This is a genomic window from Micromonospora sp. DH13 (genome assembly GCF_020873825.1).
In the GTDB taxonomy this organism is placed as follows: Bacteria; Actinomycetota; Actinomycetes; order Mycobacteriales; family Micromonosporaceae; genus Micromonospora; species Micromonospora haikouensis.
On sequence record NZ_JAHWGR010000018.1, the window covers coordinates 129319 to 147197 of the forward strand.

Here is a 17879-nt window from a genome sequence, read left to right on the forward strand (position 1 = left end):
GTGGGACCTGTCACAAGCCACAAAAGATACAGATGATGCAAATGCTTCAGAAGCTTATATCGAAGGATCAGTAGGTATCTACAGTAGCCTCCTCGCTACGATCCGTGACGGAAGGGGGCCGTGATGAGCGAGGCGCTGGAGGTGCCGCTGTACATGCGACGCTACGGGTTGGACCCGGGGAAGGAGCTGGACGAGATCCTCGAAACCGAGGGCGTCGTCCAGGTGGCCCTTCCCGACGGTACGCCCGCCTACCTTGTCTGCCGCTACGAGGACGCCCGGCAGGTGCTGTCCGATCCCCAGCGGTTCACCAGCGTCCTGCCGCGCTCGATCGGAGCGCATCTGGACGACGAGGAACGCCGGCGACTGCAGGCCGGGACGATGCTGCTGTTCGATCCGCCCGAACACACCCGCCTGCGGCGCACGATGACACCGCAGTTCACGGCGCGCCGGCTCGAACGCCTGGAGCCGACGATCGCCGCCATCGTGGAGTCCGCGCTGGACGACCTGGAGCGCGCCGGCAGGCCGGCCGACCTCGTGCGCCACTTCGCCCTGCCGGTCCCGCTGCTGGTGATCTGCGAGCTGGTGGGAGTCGAGGGAGACGACCACGCCGAGATGACCGACCGGTTCACCCGCCTGATGGATCTGTCGCTGACGCCGCAACAGCACACGGCGGTGCACGCCGAGAACCGACGCTTCCTGGCGGAGCTGGTCACCCGGGCCCGGGCGGCGCCCGGCGAGAACCTGCTGGGAATGCTCGTGCGCGAGCACGATGCCCAGCTCAGCACGGAAGAGGTGGTCGGCATCGTGGCCTCGTTGCTGATCGGCGGCCACGAGACGACCTCGGGCATGCTCAGCCTCGGCACGCTGGCACTCCTGCAACACCCGGACCAGCTCGCCATGGTGCGTGACGACCCCACGAAGGCCCAGCAGGCCGTGGAGGAGCTGTTGCGCTTCCTGTCGGTCGTGTCGGTCACCGGGCGCACGACGACCACCGACGTGCACCTCGCCGGCCGCACCATCCCCGCCGGCTCGTCGGTGCTGATCTCGCTGCCCCGGGCCAACCGGGACCGGGCCTTCCTCCGGGACGCCGACCGGCTCGACATCGACCGGGCCGCCCCGGGCCACGTGGCCTTCGGCCATGGCGTGCATCGCTGCCTGGGCGCGCCCCTGGCACGCCTGCAGATGCGCGTCGCCTTCCCGGCGCTGCTGCGACGCTTTCCCGGGCTCGCCCTGGCCCAACCGGACGCGGAGCCGGCCTTCCGGCCCTTCGGCGCGGTCTACGGAGTGGACACCCTCCCGGTCACCTGGTGACCGTCGCTCCCGGCCATCGATCGCCGGTGTCGGCGCGCCCAGGGCGACGTCAATGAACCGCTGAGCCGAGTTGCGGGTGGGGCCCGGCCGTCGCCGGACCCCACCCGCGCCGACTCAGCGGCGGCTGCCGATCATCACGCCCCGGTCATCCGACGCGAGCGACGGACGGCGAGTACGGCACCCGTGCCGAGGGTGACCATGCCGGTGCCCAGACCCAGCGTCCACCACAGGCTTGATCCGCTGTCGCCGGTCACCGGCAGGTGCGGGTGGCGCGTCGGGTACGGCGACGCGGTCGGCGACTGCGTCGGCTGGGTGGGCGACGGGGACTCCGTGGGCGTCACGGTGGGCGAGGCCGACGGCTGGGTCGGTGACGCCGTCGGCGTCTCGGTGGGCGAGGCCGACGGCTGCGTCGGGGTGGCCGTCGGCGATGTCGGGGCCAACGGCCGCTCACAGTTGGCCTCGGCGAGGATGACGGTGCCGACCGGGATGTCGATGACCTGGCCGCCGGCGACCGAACCCGTCAACTGGACGGTGGCCAGCACCGCGACCGCGGCGGCGGTGTCGGCTGTGGTCTCCTCCACCGCGGTGAGGGTGACGGTGAGGCTGGCCTCGGTCAGGCCGGGCACCACGACGGCCGCGCTGGCGGTCACCCCGGGGGTGTTCGGCACCAGCACGGCGGGCGCGCCGAACAGGGTCAACCCGACGACGTTGGTGTCGGCGGTGAGCGCGCCACTCTGCGGGCAGTTCACCTCGGCGGTGATCAGGTCGGCGGCGACGACCGGAATGCCCAGGATCCCGAGCGCCAGTTCGGCGATGTCGGAGTTCGCCGACGACGCGGTCGGCCCACGGGTGGCGCTCACCTCCAGCACGGTGCCGCTGGCGGTGACGCCCACCGCACCGGGGATGGTCACGGCGAGTCCGGTGGTGGTGTCGGTCCCGCCGCCGGGCGGCGCGGTCGCGCTGCCGATGGTGGCGTTGGCGGTGATGACCGGCACCCCGAGGACGCTGGCGGAGAGATCCACCACCACACCACGGGCACTGGCGTCACCAGGTGCCGCGACGGCGGGACCACCGGTCGTCAGGGCGACGAGCCCTGCGAACCCCGCTCCGGCGACGGCAACGGTCGCCACTGATGCCATTCGTCTTACCAGTTTCACGCTCTGCCTCTTGTCCATCTGCCCTCCCGCCCTCGGAAGGAATACGCCACATGAGGTTAAACAGGCATATGGCTCAATAGTGCTCTAAACGGGCAAAAGGTCAGCAGCGGCCTCGGCGGCTAGCAATATTGTGTGCCACACACTATCGTGTGAGTCGTGGTAAGCGACGACATCCTGCGGACCCATCTCCAGGAGCTACGCCGGGGCACGGTGGTGGTGGCGAGCCTGGTCGCGCTGCGCCGGCCCGACTACGGCTACGCCCTGCTCCAGCGGCTCACCGACCACGGCTTCCCGGTGGACGCCAACACGCTCTACCCCCTGCTGCGCCGACTGGAGGAGCAGGGCCTGCTGACCAGCGAGTGGAACACCGAGGAGAGCCGGCCCCGGAAGTTCTACCGGACCAGCGACGAGGGGGAGTCGGTGCTGCGCCTGCTGCTCGCCGACTTCTCCGCCGTGCAGAGATCCCTCACCGGCCTGATCGAAGGAGTGGCCCGATGAGTTCCCTGACCGACCGCTATCTCGCCGCCACGCTGCGGGCGGTGCCGGCCCCGCGCCGGGCGGAGATCGCCGACGAGCTGCGGGCCTCCATCGCCGACATGATCGACGGCCGCACCGACGCCGGTCAGGACCGCGAAACCGCCGAGCGCGAGGTGCTCACCGAGCTGGGCAACCCCGAGCGGCTGGCCGCCCGGTACGCCGACCACCGCCTCCAGCTCATCGGCCCCGCCTACTACCTGGCCTGGCGGCGGCTGCTGCGGCTGCTGCTCGCCACCGTGCCGATCGCCATCGGTGCCCTGGTGGCCGTGCTCGACGCCGTCGACGGCGGCAGCGTGGGCTCGGCCATCGGCGTCGGCATCACCACCGGCATCGAGGTGGTGGTCCAGGTCGCCTTCTGGGTCACGCTCACCTTCGCGGTCGTCGAGCGGTTGAGCCTGCCGCTGCACCTGCCCCGGTGGACCGTCGACCAGCTGCCCGAGGACCGACCGGCCGGGCGCGGCGTCCCGCTCGCCGACACGGCCGTGTCGATCGCGGCCCTGGTGCTGCTGATCGCGTTCCTGCCCTGGCAGCACTTCCGGTCCTGGGTGCGCGACGACGGGGGCGACCACATCCCGGTGCTCGACCCCGCGCTGTGGCGGTTCTGGCTGCCGGCGCTCATCGCCCTGCTGGTCGCCGAGATCGTCCTGCAGGTGGCCCGGCACCGCGCCGGCCGCTGGACCTGGCCGCTGGTCGGCGCGAAGGTCACCCTCGACCTGGCGTTCGCCGTGCCGGTGGCGTGGCTCGTCCTCACCGACCGGCTGCTCAACCCCGAGTTCGTGCAGCGCGTCGACTGGCTGCGCGACGGTGCCAACCTCGACGTCGTCTACACGATCGCCCTGGTCGCGGTGGTGGCGTCGCTGGTGCGCAACACCGTGGCCATCGCCGCGCAGGCCCGCCGCCGGGCGGCCTGAGCGCCCCGCGACGCCCGTCCCCGGGCCGGCCCGCCCACGGCGGCCGGCCCGGGCGCGTCGGCGGGGTGCCCGGCCGGGGTCACCAGGGCACGGCCTCCCAGCCGGCGGGCAGCGCCGGCGCCGGCCAGGCGGGGTCGGGCCGCCAGTGCGCCCATGCCGGGTCCCACCAGCGCTCCCCCGCGTCGAGCAGCGCGGCGATCCGGTCACCCTCCGCGCGGATGGCCTCCGCCATCCCCGGATACCGTCCCTCGGTCAGGCGCTGGGCAAACACCTCCACGTCCTTGAAGACGTACCGGTCGGCGTCCGCCGCCCACCACAGGTCCAGCTCGTGGTCGAGGGTGTCCACCCCGATCGGGGTACGCCGCACCGGGTCCTGGAGGTTGAAGTACCAGCCCGCGAACTCCCGCCCCGGACCGGCCCAGAACACGTCGACGGAGTGCGCCTCGCCGGGACGGTGCAGCATCAGCTTGCCGTGCCCGCGCCAGGCCCGCTGCCCGGCCACCTGCCACGGGTGCCGCCCGCACGGGAAGCTCCCCCGCTCGGGGAAGCCGAACTCCGCACCGCCGGGCAGGTAGAGGGCGAGCAGCTCCGCGGAGTCCACGACGCAGATCGTCGGGACCCCGAACCAGACCTCACCGCGCAGGATCTCCCGCCGGACGACCACGTCGCCCGGCGCGAACCGCCGCCCGCCCCCGGCCGCCACGGCTCAGCCGACCGCCGCCATGACCTCATCGGAAACGTCGAAGTTCGCGAATACGTTCTGCACGTCGTCGCAGTCCTCGAGGACGTCGATCAGCTTGAAGACCTTGCGGGCGCCGTCCTCGTCCAGCTGCACGTTGACGCTGGGGATGAGGGACGACTCGGCCGACTCGTACTCGATGCCGGCGTCCTGCAGGGCGGTGCGGACCGCGATCAGGTCGCTCGGCTCGGAGACCACCTCGTACGCCTCACCGAGGTCGTTGACCTCCTCCGCGCCGGCGTCGAGGACGGCCATCATCACGTCGTCCTCGCTGGTGCCCGCCTTGGGGACGATCACCACACCCTTGCGGGAGAACATGTACGACACCGAGCCGGCGTCGGCGAGCGAGCCGCCGTTGCGGGTCAGCGCGGTGCGCACCTCGGTCGCCGCCCGGTTGCGGTTGTCGGTGAGGCACTCGATCAGCATCGCGACGCCGTTCGGGCCGTACCCCTCATACATGATCGTCTGCCAGTCGGCGCCGCCGGCCTCCAGGCCGGAGCCGCGCTTGACCGCCCGGTCGATGTTGTCGTTCGGTACGGAGTTCTTCTTCGCCTTCTGGATGGCGTCGTAGAGCGTCGGGTTGCCGGCCGGGTCGCCGCCGCCGGTGCGGGCCGCGACCTCGACGTTCTTGATCAGCTTGGCGAACATCTTGCCGCGCTTGGCGTCGATCACGGCCTTCTTGTGCTTGGTGGTCGCCCACTTTGAGTGGCCGGACATCTGCTACCTCCGTCTGTTGATCACGCCTGCGTCGACTGCCCGCGCCAACTCCACTTCTCCACCGGCGTACGACGGGCCGGTCGGCTCTGCGTGGATGGCCGCGGCGGGCGCGGAGCCCTGCCGAACCGCGGCAATCCTACCGAGGTGGGGTGCGCCGGTGTCACACCCGGCACCGGCACGCCCGACGGCGCACGTGCCGAGGGGCCCGCCCGGTCGTCCGGGCGGGCCCCTCGGCCACGGCTCAGGCGGCGCGCACCAGGTCCACGAAGTAGCGGTGCAGCCGCAGGTCGCCGGTCAACTCGGGGTGGAAGGAGGTGGCCAGCAGGTTGCCTTGCCGGACCGCGACGATCCGACCGGCGGCCGGCCCCTCGGTCACCTCGCCGAGCACGTCGACGCCGGCGCCGACCCGCTCGACCCAGGGCGCCCGGATGAACACCGCGTGGAACGGCTCCCCCTCGACCCCGGCGATCGTCACCGGGGCCTCGAACGAGTCGACCTGCCGGCCGAACGCGTTGCGCCGGACGGTCATCTCGATGCCGGCGAAGCCCCGCTGGTCGGGGCGGCCGTCGAGCACCTCGGTGGCCAGCATGATCATGCCGGCGCAGGAGCCGTAGACCGGCATGCCGGCGGCGATCCGCTTGTCGATGGGCTCGCGCATGTCGAAGATGTCGGCGAGTTTGCTGATCGTGGTGGACTCGCCGCCCGGGATGACCAGGCCGTCGACCGCGTCCAGCTCCTGCGGCCGGCGTACGGGGCGGGCGTGCGCGCCCGCGCCGGTCAGGGCCGCCACGTGTTCCCGGACGTCGCCCTGGAGCGCGAGCACACCGATGGCGGGTGCTGCCGTCACGTTCGCTCCTCTCCTCGGCTGGTTGGTGAGGAAGGGGCCCTTCCTATGCGGAATGCGTTAACAGGGGGCCCCTCCTTGCGCGTCACCAGCCGCGTTCGGCCAGGCGGTGCGGCTGCGGGATCTCGTCGACGTTGATGCCGACCATCGCCTCGCCGAGGCCCCGGGAGACCTTGGCCAGCACGTCCGGGTCGTCGTGGAAGGTGGTGGCCTTCACGATCGCGGCGGCGCGCTGCGCCGGGTTGCCGGACTTGAAGATGCCGGAGCCGACGAAGACGCCCTCCGCGCCGAGCTGCATCATCATCGCCGCGTCGGCCGGGGTGGCGATGCCGCCGGCGGTGAACAGCACCACCGGGAGCTTGCCGGTCTCGGCGACCTCCCGGACCAGCTCGTACGGCGCCTGGAGCTCCTTGGCCGCGACGAACAGCTCGTCGGCCGGCAGGGAGCTGAGCCGGGCGATCTCCTGGCGGATCTTGCGCATGTGCATGGTGGCGTTGGAGACGTCGCCGGTGCCGGCCTCGCCCTTGGAGCGGATCATGGCCGCGCCCTCGGTGATCCGGCGCAGCGCCTCGCCCAGGTTGGTCGCCCCGCACACGAAGGGGACGGTGAACGCCCACTTGTCGATGTGGTTGGCGTAGTCGGCGGGGGTCAGCACCTCGGACTCGTCGACGTAGTCCACGCCGAGGGCCTGCAGGACCTGGGCCTCGACGAAGTGGCCGATGCGGGCCTTGGCCATGACCGGGATCGACACGGCGTCGATGATGCCGTCGATCATGTCGGGGTCGCTCATCCGGGACACCCCGCCCTGGGCGCGGATGTCGGCGGGGACCCGCTCCAGGGCCATCACCGCGACGGCGCCGGCGTCCTCAGCGATCTTGGCCTGCTCGGGGGTGACCACGTCCATGATCACGCCGCCCTTGAGCATCTCGGCCATGCCGCGCTTGACGCGGGCGGTCCCGACGACGGGGGTGGCGCTGGCGTTCGGGGAGGTGGTTTCGGGCACGGGTCATCGCTCCTCGGCGTGCTCGGGGGGTGGCGGCTAGCTGAATGCTACGACGGGCGTAACGCCGGTCCGACAGCCAATCAGACCCACGGTGGCCTGCCCTGTGGCCGTCGTCACCCGGCCGGCGCGGCTCAGGCGGGCACGTCGGCGGGGAGCTCCAGGGTCGGGTCGTCGATGTCGAAGTAGCGCGGCCAGGGGTGCCGTCGCCCCATCCGCAACAGCCGCACCAGGGGTCGGCCCCGGGCCGACCGGGCGTCGCGGACCAGGTCGGTGTGCACCTGGCGGGCCAGCGCGAGCCGGCGGCTCGCGGCGATCACCGCCTCGCAGTCCGGTTCGCTCGGGTCCAGCCGCACCGCCCGCAACTGCCGGGTGAGGTCGTTCTCGGCGGCCTCCCGCTCCTGCGGCTCGGCGTCGAGGGCGATCCGGGCCGCCGCGTACAGCTCCACGCCGTAGCGCCGCTCGGCCAGCACGGCCGCCGCCGCGGCGCGGCGCAGCAGGTGCGCGTCGAGGGCCCGGGCGGCGGACTCCGCGCGGACGCGCAGCCGCTCGACCCGGCCGGCGGTCCAGATCAGGTACGCCGCGACGAGCCCGACGACCAGGCTCGCGCCCACCACCCACCACATGCCCGGCATCGTAGTGCTGCTCCGTTCGCCTCGTCCGGGGTGCGGCCGACGCGGCCGGCGGTCACTCCCGTCACGGAAGCCACCCCGGTCACACCACTCAGCCCAGCCCCGCCCACTCCTGGTCGATGACCCGCCCGTCGGTCGCCTCGATCGCCGCCGCGTAGACCTCCAGGACCCGGCGGGCGACCACGGGCCAGTCGAAGTGCGCCACCACCTGGTCGCCGCAGGCGGTCAGCTCGGCCCGCCGCCCCGGATCGTCGAGCAGCGCCGCGAGGGCCGCCCGCAGCGCCACGGCGTCGCCGGTGGGGAAGAGCTGCCCGGCCCGGCCGCCGTCGAGCACCCGGCGGAACGCGTCGAGGTCGCTGGCCACCACGGTCGTGCCGGCGGCCAGGGCCTCGGTGAGGATCATGCCGAACGACTCGCCGCCGGTGTTCGGGGCCACGTAGAGGTGGACGCTGCGCAGCATCCGCGCCTTGTCGGCCTCGGAGACCAGGCCGAGGAACGTGACCCGGTCGCGCAGCGGGGCGGGAAACCGGTCGAACAGGTCGTCCGGGTCGCCCGGCCCGGCGACCAGCAGCCGCAGCCCGGGCCGGGTGCCGGCCAGCTCGACGAACGCGTCGCGCAGGATCGGGAAGCCCTTGCGGGCCTCGGTGAACCGGCCGAGGAAGCCCAGCGTGCCGCCCTCGCCGGGCCCGCACTCCCCGGGCCAGCCGGGCAGCGGTGCCGCGTGGCTGAACTTGGCGACGGTGACGCCGTTGGGGATCTCCACCGCACCGCCGTCCATGTGCTCGACCTGGACCTTGCGGGCCAGCGCGCTGACCGCGATGCGGGCGGTGATCCGCTCCAGCACGATCTGGAGCACGCCCTGGGCGGCGGCGAGCACCCGGGACCGGGTCATCGCGGTGTGGAAGGTGGCCACCACCGGCCCCTTGGCCGACAGCACGGCCAGCATCGACAGGCTGAGGGTCAGCGGCTCGTGCACGTGCAGCACGTCGAACTCGCCCCGGGCGATCCAGCGCCGGACGCGGGCGGAGGAGACCGGGCCGAACGCGATCCGGGCCACCGACCCGTTGTACGGCAGCGGCACGGCCCGGCCCGCCGGCACCACGTACGGCGGCAGCGGGGAGTCCTCGTCGGCGGGGGCGAGGACGCTCACCTCGTGCCCGAGCCCGAGCAGCGCCTCCGCCAGGTCCATCACGTGGTTCTGCACCCCGCCGGGCACGTCGAAGGAGTATGGGCACACGATGCCGATCCGCATTCCCGCGCCCCTTCGCCTCAGGCCGTCCCGGTGGCGGCCGGCGGGCCGGCGGCGGGCCGGGACCCGTCGTCGCCGGTGCCGCGCTGGTCCAGCCACATCCGCTGCAACATGTGCCAGTCTTCCGGATGCCGGGCGATGCCCGCCGACAGACCGTCGGCAATGTGCTGGGTCAGCACCCGGACCCGCTGGTCCAGCGGCCCGCTGTCGGCGTCGGGCAGGGGCAGCGGGCCGGCGATCGAGGCGCATGCGGCGTCCGTTTCGTACCACATCGAGGCGACGTAGAGCGGCGCGCCGGTGCGGATGGCCAGCAGCGCCGGGCCGGCGGGCATCCGGGTCCGCGCGCCGAAGAAGTCGACCTCGATCCCCCGGGCCGAGAGGTCCCGGTCGGCCAGCAGCGGCACCACCGCGCCGCTGCGCAGCCGGTCGACCAGCACGTCGAAGGCGGGGCGGTCCCCGCCGTGGGTGGGCAGGATCTCCATGCCCAGGCCCCGGCGGAAGGCGAGGAAGCGCTGGTAGACGGCCTCGGGCTTGAGCCGCTCGGCGACCGTGGTGATCGGCCAGCCGGTGGCGGCCACCCAGGCGCCGGCGGCGTCCCAGTTGCCGGCGTGCGGCAGCGCCACCACCGCGCCCCGGCCGGCGGCCACGTCGGCGGCGAGCCGGTCGACGCCGTCCGGGGCGAGGCGGAACCCGGTGAGGATCTGCTCGCGGCTCAGCGACGGCAGCCGGAACGCCTCCATCCAGTAGCGGGCGTAGGAGCGCAGGCCCCGGCGGACCAGGTCGTCCAGTTCCGCCTCGGGCAGCTCGGGGCCGACGACCCGGCGCAGGTTGGCGCGCAGTCGGGCCGTACCCCCGCCGCCGGCGCGGTGGGCGCGGTCGGCGCCCGCCCGGAAGGCCGCGGCCACGACGGGCCGGGGCAGCGCGCGGGCCAGGCGCCAGCCGGCGACGTAGCCCAGCTCGGTGAGGTTCACCCCCGGGACCCGCTCGGCGTGTTCGCCTGGGCCTGCCGGTAGACGTGGGCCATCCGCTGGCCCACGGTGAAGATCGAGACGGCGGCCAGCAGCCAGAGCGCGACCTGGAGGGCGTACGGGACGCCGACGCCGGTGAGCAGGCCGCCGACGCCGACGATGAGCAGCCGCTCGGTGCGCTCGGCGATGCCGACGTTGCAGGTCATCCCGAGCCCCTCGGCGCGGGCCTTGACGTAGGAGACGAGGCCCCCGGCGGCCAGGCAGAGCAGCGCGGCGGCGACGCCGGCGTGGTCGCCCTGGGTGGCCAGCCAGTAGGCGACCGCGCCGAAGACGGCGCTGTCGGCGACCCGGTCCATGCTCGAGTCGAGGAAAGCGCCGAACCGCGTCGAGCCGCCGCTCATCCGGGCCATCGTGCCGTCGAGCAGGTCGGTGAGCGCGAAGAACGTCACGACCAGCGCGCCGGCGACGAGGTGGCCGCGGGCGCCGAGGCCGAGCGCGCCGACGAGCACCCCGAGGGTGCCGGTCACGGTGACGGCGTTCGGGGTCACGCCTGCGCGGAGCAGGCGGCGCGCGATCGGCTCGACGACGCGGGTCATCCCCGCGCGGGCCGACACTTGGAAGATCTTCGCCATGGCGGTCCCACGATAACGGCCGGCACCCCGCGGCGGTACGCCCCGGTCGCCGACCCGCCCGGGGAAGTCTTGTGCCGGCTCCGCAAGAGGTGTGAGATCGGGTGTGTGGGTGAGTTAGCTCACCCGCCGGACCGTCCCGTATCAGTCGTGCAGCCGATCACCGGAGGATGTCGCCGCGGCAGCAGCATCGGGCCGCTTCCCGTCGCGCGCGGCGGTCGTCACCCACCACCGGCCAAGGGAGGTGCGCCCCATGGCGCAGAAGAGTCAGGACAAGGGGGCCGCCGGCGGCGCGCCGACGGTCACCGAGCCCGGCGGGATACGCAACGTGGTGCTCGTCGGGCACTCCGGGGCGGGCAAGACGACCCTGGTCGAGGCGCTGCTCGCCGCCACCGGCACGATCGGCCGGGCCGGCTCGGTCGCCGACGGCACCACGGTCTGCGACCACGACCCGGCGGCGGTGCGCCAGCAGCGCTCGGTGAGCCTGGCCTGCGCCCCGCTGGTGCACCAGGGCGTCAAGATCAACCTGCTGGACACCCCCGGCTACGCCGACTTCGTCGGCGAGCTGCGCGCCGGCCTGCGGGCCGCGGACGCCGCCCTGTTCGTGGTCTCCGCTGTCGACGGGATGGACGCCACCACCGCCGCGCTGTGGGAGGAGTGCGCCGCCGTCGGCATGCCCCGGGCGGTCGCGGTGACCCGGCTGGACCACCCGCGCGCCGACTTCGACGAGGCCGTGGCGCTGTGCCAGCGGGTCTTCGGCGACAACGTGCTCCCGCTGCACCTGACCATGCTCGGCGACGACGGCGAGTCGGTCGCGGGGCTGCTCGGCCTCGTCACCCGCCGGGTCTTCGACTACACCGCCGGCCTGCCGGCGCAGGTGCGCGAGCCGGACCCGGAGCACCTGCCGGCGATCGCCGAGTCCCGCAACGAGCTCATCGAGGGCATCATCGCCGAGAGCGAGGACGAGTCCCTCATGGACCGCTACCTCGCCGGCGAGGAGATCGACACCGCCGTGCTGATCGCCGACCTGGAGAAGGCCGTCGCCCGGGGGCACTTCCACCCGGTGCTGCCGGTCTGCGCGGCCACCGGGGTCGGGCTGGACGTGCTGCTCGACGGCCTGGTGTCGGCGTTCCCCTCACCGTTGGAGCACGAGCTGCCCGCCGTCACCGGGGTCGACGGCTCGCCCCGGCCGCCGCTGACCTGCGACCCGTCCGGGCCGCTCGTCGCCGAGGTGGTCCGCACGACCGTGGACCGGCACGTCGGCCGGGTGTCGCTGGTCCGGGTCTTCTCCGGCACGCTGCGCCCCGAGCTGACCGTGCACGTCGCCGGCCACGGCATGGCCGAGCGGGGGCACCCCGACCACGACGCCGACGAGCGGGTCGGGCACATCTACACCCCGCTGGGCGCGAGCCTGCGCGAGGTGGGCGCGTGCGTGGCCGGCGACATCTGCGCGGTCACCAAGTCGGGCAGCGCGGAGACCGGCGACACCATCTCCGCCAAGGACGACCCGCTGCTGGTCGCCCCCTGGGAGATGCCCGAGCCGCTGCTGCCGGTGGCCGTCGTCGCGCGCAGCCGCGCCGACGAGGACGCGCTGGCCCGCAACCTGGCCCGGCTCGTCGCCGGCGACCCGACCCTGCGGCTGGAACGTAACCCGGAGACCCACCAGCTCGTGCTGTGGTGCATGGGCGAGGCGCACGCCGACGTGGTGCTCGACCGGCTGCGCGGCGGCGGCGTCGAGCTGGACACCGAGCCGGTGCGGGTGCCGCTGCGGGAGACCCTCGCCGCGCCCGCGAAGGGGCACGGCCGGCACGTCAAGCAGTCCGGCGGCCACGGCCAGTACGCCGTCTGCGACATCGAGGTCGAGCCGCTGCCCCGGGGCACGGGGTTCGAGTTCGTCGACCGGGTCGTCGGCGGCGCGGTGCCGCACCAGTACGTCCCGTCGGTGGAGAAGGGCGTCCGGGCGCAGCTGGAGCGGGGCCTGGTCGCCGGGCACCCGGTGGTGGACCTGCGGGTGACCCTGGTCGACGGCAAGGCGCACAGCGTCGACTCCTCCGACGCGGCGTTCCAGACCGCCGGGGCGCTCGCGCTGCGCGACGCCGCCGAGAAGGGCCAGCCCGTCCTGCTGGAGCCGATCGACGAGGTGGTCGTGCGGGTGCCGGGGCACGCCGTCGGCGCGGTGCTGGGCGACCTGGCCGGCCGGCGCGGCCGGGTGCTCGGCACCGAGCCCGACCCGGACGCCGAGGGGCAGACGCTGGTGCGCGCCGAGGTGCCGGCCGTCGAGCTGCTGCGCTACGCCGTCGAGCTGCGCTCGCTCACCTCGGGGACGGGCACCTTCCGCCGCCGGTTCGCCCGCTACGAGCCCGCCCCCACCCACTGACCCGCGGTCAGGGGCGGGTGGGCGGGGTCGGCGGCATGGGCCAGTAGGGGCGGTCGGCGGAGCGCAGGGCCGCCGACCGCAGCGCCGCCAGTTGGCGTTCCACCTCGGCGAAGTGGTCCGGGGCCAGCGGGCCGAGGGCCATGGCGGCGGCGTTCTCCTCCACCTGGGCGACCGTGCGGCAGCCGGGGATCGGGATCGCGCGGTCGCTGCGGGCCCAGAGCCAGCCCAGCGCCCCCTGGGCGAGGGTGCGGCCGTCGGCGGTCAGCGCCGCCCGGACCGCGCCGACCCGGCGCAGCCACTCCGGGGCGGGCCGGCCGCTGCGGAACCACTCCAGCCAGGTCGCCGTCGCCCCCCGCACGTCGTCGCGGGGCAGGGTGGAGCCGGCGGCGTACTTGCCGGTGAGCAGGCCCATGCCCAGCGGGGCGCGGTTGATGCTGGCCAGGTCGTACTTGTCGCACACGGCGAGCATGTCGGGGGTGTCACGCAGCACGGACAGGTCGTGCTGCACGGCGGTGCCGGGGCGGGCGCCCTGGCCGAGGGCGTCGGCCCGGTCCACCCGGTCGGTGCTCCACCCGTACGCCCGGATCAGCCCCTCGGCGACGAGGTCGTCGCAGGCCGCGAAGAGCGCCTGCGCGCGCGGCACCGGCAGGTCGCCCAGGTGCAGCTGGTAGAGGTCGATGCGGTCGGTGCCGAGGCGACGCAGCGAGTCGACCACGGCCCGGCGCAGGTGCGCCGGCGAGGCGTCCTGCCCGGTGGCCTGGCGGGTCGGGGGGTCGAACGTGTAGCCCCACTTGGTGGCGATCACGGCCTCGTCTCGGCGGCCGGCGAGGGCCCGGCCGAGGACCTGCTCGCCGTGCCCGGCGCCGTACGTGTCGGCGGTGTCGAAGAGGGTCACGCCGAGATCGAGCGCCCGGCGGACCGCGCGGATCGACTCGGCGTCGTCGACCGCGCCCCAGCCCAGCGGCTGGGTGCCCTCGGCCCAGGGGCCGCCGATGGCCCAGCAGCCCATGCCGAGGGCGCTGACCTCGATGCCGCTGCGACCCAATGTCCGTGTCGTCACTGCCACCGCCAGATCGTGCCACTCGGAGCGCCGCCGCGGGCGGCCGTTTCACCGGAACGAGACGACCCGGCCACGCAGGGTCAGCTCGGCCAGGCGTGGCGGAACAGGTCGCGGGTGTCGGTGAGCAGCTGGGGCAGCACCTTCGTCCGCCCGATCACCGGCATGAAGTTGGCGTCGCCGCCCCACCGGGGCACCACGTGCTGGTGCAGGTGCTCGGCGATGCCGGCCCCGGCGACGCCGCCCTGGTTCATCCCCAGGTTGAACCCGTGGGCGTTGCTGACCCGCCGCACCACCCGCATCGCGGTCTGGGTGAAGGCCGCCAGCTCGGCGGTCTCGGCGAGGTCGAGGTCGGTGTAGTCGGGCACGTGCCGGTAGGGGCAGATCAGCAGGTGCCCCGGGTTGTAGGGGTAGAGGTTGAGCACCGCGAAGACCCGCTCACCCCGGGCCACCACCAGGCTCTCCTCGGCCGGCAGGCCGGGGGCCAGGCAGAACGGACAGCCGCCGGGCTTGTCGTAGCCGCCCTCCGGGCGGTCGGAACCGGAGACGTACGTCATCCGGTGCGGAGTCCAGAGCCGTTCCAGCCCGTCGGTCATGCCGTTGCCCGTGTGCCGTTCCTCCCCTGTCACGCCGTCGATCCTACGGTCCCGGCGGCGGATAGGGGGTGAAGAATCTTGACGAAGAGACGTTGATCAATGAAGCTTCCAGTCAGGAGAAAGCTCGACAATCGTCGATGGGAGATCACGTGAAGACCGCACTCCGACGGCTCGGCAGGGCCCTGGCCGCCTGCGCTCTCGCCGCCGCCACCACCCTGGTGGGGCTGACCGTGACGACCGGCGCCGCGCACGCCGACGGGTGCTACACGTGGGGCCGGGCGCTGACCTCCGGCGCCACCGGCGAGGACGTCCGGCAGCTCCAGATCCGCCTCGCCGGCTACCCCGGCTACGGCGCGGTCCTCAGCCTCGACGGCTCGTTCGGCCCGGCCACCCGCTCGGCGCTGATCCGCTTCCAGCAGGCGTACGGCCTGTCCGCCGACGGCTCCGCCGGCCCGCAGACCTTCAACATGCTGTACGCGCTCCAGGACGACGACTGCACGCCGGTCAACTTCAGCTACGCCGAGCTGAACAACTGCAACAGCGACTGGTCCGGCGGGGCGGTGTCGGCGAGCACCGCGCGGTTCAACGCCCTCGTGTCGATGTGGAAGCTCCAGGCCCTGCGGCACGCCCTCGGCGACCAGTCGATCCGGATCACCAGCGGCTTCCGCAGCTACGCCTGCAACAGCGCGGTCGGCGGCGCGTCCAACAGCCGGCACCTCTACGGCGACGGCGTCGACATGGGCTCCGGCCCGCACTCGCTGTGCCGGCTGGCCCAGCAGGCCCGCAACCACGGCTTCGCGCAGATCCTCGGCCCCGGCTACCCCGACCACAACGACCACGTCCACGTCGGAGCGGCGGGCGGCTGGTCGGCCCCGAGCTGCGGCATCTGACGGTCACCGGGCAAGAAGGGTTCCCTTCTCACGGCTGCCGTGAGAGGGGAACCCTTCTCTACCGAATGCGTTAAGAGGGGGCCCTTCCTTAGCCCTCCGCCGACGGGCCGGCGTTGGTGCGGGAGTTGACCACGTCGAGCACGTGGGCCACCGCCTCGTCGACCGGCACGCCGTTGCGCTGCGAGCCGTCCCGGTAGCGGAACGACACCGTGCCGGCGGCCACGTCGTCGTCCCCGGCGATCACCATGAACGGGATCTTCTGCTGCTGGGCGTTGCGGATCTTCTTCTGCATCCGGTCGTCGCCCGCGTCCACCTGGGCCCGGATGCCCTCGGCGCGCAGCGCCGCCACGAACCCGTGCAGGTAGTCGGTGTGGTCCTCGCGGATCGGGATGCCCACCACCTGCACCGGGGCCAGCCAGGCCGGGAACGCCCCCGCGTAGTGCTCGGTGAGCACCCCGAAGAACCGCTCGATCGACCCGAACAGCGCGCGGTGGATCATCACGGGCCGCTGCCGGCTGCCGTCGGCCGCCTGGTACTCCAGGCCGAAGCGCTCCGGCAGGTTGAAGTCGACCTGGATGGTGGACATCTGCCAGGTCCGGCCGATGGCGTCCTTGGCCTGCACGGAGATCTTCGGTCCGTAGAAGGCCGCGCCGCCCGGGTCGGGCACCAGGTTGAGGCCGGACTCCTGCGCCGCCGAGCGCAGCGCCTCGGTCGCCCGCTCCCAGTTCTCGTCGGTGCCGACCGACTTCTCCGGGTTACGGGTCGACAACTCCAGGTAGAAGTCGTCCAGGCCGTAGTCGCGCAGCAGTTCGAGCACGAAGGCGAGCAGGGACTTCAGCTCCCCGGCCATCTGCTCCTCGGTGCAGAAGATGTGCGCGTCGTCCTGGGTCATGCCCCGCACCCGGGTCAGGCCGTGCACCACACCGGACTTCTCGTACCGGTAGACCGTGCCGAACTCGAACATCCGCAGCGGCAGCTCGCGGTAGGAGCGGCCCCGGGACCGGAAGATCAGGTCGTGCATCGGGCAGTTCATCGGCTTGAGGTAGTAGTTCGCGCCCTCGACCTCCATGGGCGGGAACATGCCGTCGGCGTACCAGTCGAGGTGCCCGGAGACCTCGTACAGGTGCCCCTTGGTGATGTGCGGGGTGTTGACGAAGGAGTAGCCGGCCTGCTCGTGCTTGATCCGCGAGTAGTTCTCCATCTCCCGGCGGATGATGCCGCCCTTAGGGTGGAAGACCGCCAGGCCGGAGCCCAGCTCGTCGGGGAAGCTGAACAGGTCCAGGTCGACGCCGAGCTTGCGGTGGTCGCGGCGGGCGGCCTCCTCCAGGAGCTTCAGGTACGCCTTCAGCTCGTCGCGGGTCGGCCAGGCGGTGCCGTACACCCGCTGCAGCTGCGGGTTCTTCTCGCTGCCCCGCCAGTACGCGGCGGCCGACCGCATCAGCTTGAACGCGCCGATCAGCCGGGTGTTCGGCAGGTGCGGGCCCCGGCACAGGTCCGACCAGCAGACCTTGTCCTCCTTGGCGGCGAGGTTGTCGTAGATGGTCAGCTCGCCGCCGCCCACCTCCATCACCTCGGAGGAGTCCAGCCCCTCGCCCTTGACGTCGATCAGCTCCAGCTTGAACGGCTCGGCGGCCAGCTCGGCCTTCGCCTCGTCGAGGCTGGCGAACCGCCGCCGCCGGAACCGCTGCCCGGACTTGACGATCTCCTGCATCCGCTTCTCGAGCTTCGCCAGGTCGTCGGGCTGGAACGGCTTGTCGACGGCGAAGTCGTAGTAGAAGCCGTTCTCGATCGGCGGGCCGATGCCGAGCTTCGCGTCGGGGAAGACGTCCTGCACCGCCTGGGCGAGCACGTGCGCGGTCGAGTGGCGCAGCACGTTGAGCCCGTCCGGGGTGTCGAGGGCGACCGGCTCGACGACGGTCTCCTCGGCGGGCGCCCAGTCCAGGTCGCGCAGGTTGCCCTGCGGGTCGCGGACCACGACGACCGCCTTCGGGCCGGTGGACGGCAGCCCGGCCGCGGCCACCGCGTCGGCCGCCGTCGTCCCGGCGGCGACGACGACGGGGTCGGCCACGACGGGGGTACGGGGTGCGGACACGGTGACTCCTCCAGAGGACGACAAACAGCGGCCGGCCGGCCGCCCCCGCTGATGCTAGCGGGCAAGGAAGGGCCCCTTCTTATCGCATTCGGTAGTGGAAGGGCCCCTTATTAACGCCGAGGGCCGGGCGACGCGGCGCACGGCGGCGGGCCGGCGGGCGGGGGCGGCGGGCA

17 protein-coding genes are annotated in these 17879 nt (G+C 73.2%); 5 read left to right on the forward strand and 12 right to left on the reverse strand.

From position 1 onward, the window contains the following. The first annotated feature begins 123 nt into the window (after nt 1-123). Nucleotides 124-1311, forward strand: a complete 1188-nt coding sequence (locus LPA42_RS18740) for a cytochrome P450 (protein ID WP_077937249.1) — start codon at nt 124-126, stop codon at nt 1309-1311. 134 nt (nt 1312-1445) lie between these two features. On the opposite strand, the gene LPA42_RS34175 is transcribed toward LPA42_RS18740, so the two are convergent. After that, the gene (locus tag LPA42_RS34175) at nt 1446-2333 is read right to left on the reverse strand and encodes a hypothetical protein (protein WP_141722216.1); all 888 of its coding nucleotides are present in this window, start codon (nt 2331-2333) and stop codon (nt 1446-1448) included. A gap of 291 nt (nt 2334-2624) precedes the next feature. Here LPA42_RS34175 and LPA42_RS18750 point away from each other — a divergent pair, with 291 nt between their 5' ends. Together LPA42_RS18750 and LPA42_RS18755 are read left to right on the forward strand one after the other, a co-directional pair. Then, nucleotides 2625-2966, forward strand: a complete 342-nt coding sequence (locus LPA42_RS18750; RefSeq protein WP_074475975.1) for a PadR family transcriptional regulator — start codon at nt 2625-2627, stop codon at nt 2964-2966. Then, entirely contained in the window at nt 2963-3916 is a 954-nt protein-coding gene (locus LPA42_RS18755; RefSeq protein ID WP_077937247.1) for a permease prefix domain 1-containing protein, read from the forward strand. Before LPA42_RS18750 ends, LPA42_RS18755 begins: the two co-directional genes overlap by 4 nt. A 79-nt stretch (nt 3917-3995) precedes the next feature. Here LPA42_RS18755 and LPA42_RS18760 read toward each other — a convergent pair whose 3' ends face one another. The 8 genes from LPA42_RS18760 to pgsA all read right to left on the reverse strand — a co-directional run bounded on the left by LPA42_RS18760 (nt 3996) and on the right by pgsA (nt 10697). Next, nucleotides 3996-4619: a DUF402 domain-containing protein gene (locus tag LPA42_RS18760; RefSeq protein ID WP_228986721.1), complete on the reverse strand. Its 624-nt coding sequence runs from the start codon at nt 4617-4619 to the stop codon at nt 3996-3998. A 3-nt stretch (nt 4620-4622) separates the two neighbouring features. Continuing rightward, nucleotides 4623-5372 carry a YebC/PmpR family DNA-binding transcriptional regulator gene (locus tag LPA42_RS18765; protein WP_043962919.1) on the reverse strand — a complete coding sequence of 250 codons (750 nt, stop codon included), beginning with the start codon at nt 5370-5372 and terminating at the stop codon, nt 4623-4625. Between the two features lie 241 nt (nt 5373-5613). Then, nucleotides 5614-6219 carry a pyridoxal 5'-phosphate synthase glutaminase subunit PdxT gene (pdxT, locus tag LPA42_RS18770; protein ID WP_043962918.1) on the reverse strand — a complete coding sequence of 202 codons (606 nt, stop codon included), beginning with the start codon at nt 6217-6219 and terminating at the stop codon, nt 5614-5616. Nucleotides 6220-6301: 82 nt separating this feature from the next. Continuing rightward, the gene (gene pdxS, locus LPA42_RS18775; protein ID WP_077937246.1) at nt 6302-7219 is read right to left on the reverse strand and encodes a pyridoxal 5'-phosphate synthase lyase subunit PdxS; all 918 of its coding nucleotides are present in this window, start codon (nt 7217-7219) and stop codon (nt 6302-6304) included. A gap of 131 nt (nt 7220-7350) precedes the next feature. Next, nucleotides 7351-7842: a hypothetical protein gene (locus tag LPA42_RS18780; protein ID WP_198956516.1), complete on the reverse strand. Its 492-nt coding sequence runs from the start codon at nt 7840-7842 to the stop codon at nt 7351-7353. A 97-nt stretch (nt 7843-7939) separates the two neighbouring features. Continuing rightward, entirely contained in the window at nt 7940-9100 is a 1161-nt protein-coding gene (locus LPA42_RS18785; protein ID WP_077937244.1) for a glycosyltransferase family 4 protein, read from the reverse strand. A gap of 17 nt (nt 9101-9117) precedes the next feature. Further along, on the reverse strand, nt 9118-10068 hold the full coding sequence (locus LPA42_RS18790) for a phosphatidylinositol mannoside acyltransferase (protein ID WP_077937243.1): 951 nt from the start codon (nt 10066-10068) through the stop codon (nt 9118-9120). Continuing rightward, on the reverse strand, nt 10065-10697 hold the full coding sequence (gene pgsA, locus LPA42_RS18795; protein ID WP_077937242.1) for a phosphatidylinositol phosphate synthase: 633 nt from the start codon (nt 10695-10697) through the stop codon (nt 10065-10067). Before pgsA ends, LPA42_RS18790 begins: the two co-directional genes overlap by 4 nt. Before the next feature lie 250 nt (nt 10698-10947). On the opposite strand from pgsA, the gene LPA42_RS18800 reads away from it, so the two are divergent. Continuing rightward, complete coding sequence (locus tag LPA42_RS18800; protein WP_228986722.1) at nt 10948-13071, forward strand: elongation factor G-like protein EF-G2; 2124 nt, start codon at nt 10948-10950, stop codon at nt 13069-13071. Between the two features lie 7 nt (nt 13072-13078). On the opposite strand, the gene LPA42_RS18805 is transcribed toward LPA42_RS18800, so the two are convergent. Together LPA42_RS18805 and LPA42_RS18810 are read right to left on the reverse strand one after the other, a co-directional pair. Further along, nucleotides 13079-14137 (reverse strand): aldo/keto reductase, encoded by a 1059-nt coding sequence (locus LPA42_RS18805; protein ID WP_228986723.1) that lies wholly within the window; start codon nt 14135-14137, stop codon nt 13079-13081. Nucleotides 14138-14211: 74 nt separating this feature from the next. Next, nucleotides 14212-14724 (reverse strand): HIT domain-containing protein, encoded by a 513-nt coding sequence (locus tag LPA42_RS18810; protein ID WP_091279922.1) that lies wholly within the window; start codon nt 14722-14724, stop codon nt 14212-14214. A 149-nt stretch (nt 14725-14873) separates the two neighbouring features. Between LPA42_RS18810 and LPA42_RS18815 the strand changes: the two genes are divergently transcribed. Then, the gene (locus LPA42_RS18815) at nt 14874-15614 is read left to right on the forward strand and encodes a D-Ala-D-Ala carboxypeptidase family metallohydrolase (protein ID WP_228986724.1); all 741 of its coding nucleotides are present in this window, start codon (nt 14874-14876) and stop codon (nt 15612-15614) included. Nucleotides 15615-15702: 88 nt separating this feature from the next. Here the strand turns inward: LPA42_RS18815 and thrS are convergent, their stop codons facing one another. Beyond that, a complete protein-coding gene (gene thrS, locus LPA42_RS18820) occupies nt 15703-17706 on the reverse strand; it encodes a threonine--tRNA ligase (RefSeq protein WP_077937239.1) in 2004 nt (667 codons plus the stop codon). Between the last annotated feature and the right edge of the window lie 173 nt (nt 17707-17879).